Below are 1,122 nucleotides of genomic sequence, written 5' to 3'. Positions count from 1 at the left end.
ATCGTCCCGGCAGACAGTAACGGGTTAAATCTTATCTGGGTTAATGAATATGTAGATACATCCAGTGGTGATATAACAATTGAGTGTTACCATCGTCAAAATACAGACGCGCCGAAATTTGCACAAAATAAGCGCGTCAAAAGTATAACTGCAACAGGGGAAGTCGTTTATTACAATGATGGTGAGCTATGCGACATCCCCGATGGACGAGTGATTAATGTTCGTGTGCAAATGCTGGAAGATTCAGTTTGGAATCAGCGACAAAAAGCAGCAAAGGAATTGAACCAGTGTTGAACCCGCTACTTTTTCGGGTTAAAGATTCACCATGGATGGAGTCTCATTATCATCAGATGCCGGCATTTGCACACGAACGGAGACAAATCTACCCATAGGGATATCAATTAAATCACCGTTAGCATAGCCCTCTCTCGCATTTCTGGCGAATGCTGGTGTGTCTAGCTGTTCTCGGTGGTAGGTCATCAATTTGATTGTACCATCGGGCAGTACTTCGTAATCAACCCAAACCAGCGGTAATTTATTTTTGCATAATGGTATTTCAATACCTCCATCAACACCGCCCCACATTGCATCAGCATTGAATCCAAGAACACCCTTGATAAGGTAAAGGCCCTCTGAAAGACGCTCAACAGTTGCGCCTTTTGACTCGTCATTTGTCTCAAATTTGTTGTTCCAGATGTTAATAACAGGGGAAGCCTTCTTGTAGAACCCATTTGCGTCTACAGTCCATTGATCTGATGTCATTACGTAGTACCAATCTCCCCATTTCCCATACTCTCTGTATCTATAGTAGAATTGGTTTTTATAATACGCTTGCTGCAAGATATGGTCAGGAACGCGGGCCATAACAAAGCAAGGGCCATAGGGAGTACTACCTACCCCATTTTTTGACGGGCTCCCAGGTCCAGCATAAACACCGCTGATAATGGCGTTATTGTAATCACCATCAGGCATATCCATTCCCCTTGAGGCCCCAATACCAAATTGTCCGACATCGATTTTTCTCGCTAAATCTGCACTGTTTGCTTTGCTATCAACCACTGTTTTCAATGAATTAAAGTCATTAGTTGACGCGGCATTATTCGCCCTATTCACCGTTTCCGA

Annotated in this window: 2 protein-coding genes; one reads left to right on the top strand and one right to left on the bottom strand. The window is 43.5% G+C overall.

All coding sequences use genetic code 11. The features are described from left to right. A partial coding sequence (locus LGZ99_RS24445; protein ID WP_449301375.1) for a phage tail fiber protein occupies positions 1-294 on the top strand: 294 nt, incomplete at its 5' end. A gap of 18 nt (positions 295-312) precedes the next feature. Here LGZ99_RS24445 and LGZ99_RS24440 read toward each other — a convergent pair. Continuing rightward, on the bottom strand, positions 313-1,122 hold an 810-nt coding region (locus LGZ99_RS24440; RefSeq protein WP_262979849.1), incomplete at its 5' end, for a pyocin knob domain-containing protein.

The sequence above is a fragment of the Photorhabdus temperata genome (assembly GCF_025384845.1).
Taxonomy (GTDB): domain Bacteria; phylum Pseudomonadota; class Gammaproteobacteria; order Enterobacterales; family Enterobacteriaceae; genus Photorhabdus; species Photorhabdus temperata.
The sequence above is the reverse complement of the archived record's forward strand: the minus strand, read 5'-3'. Positions and strand labels throughout refer to the sequence as shown.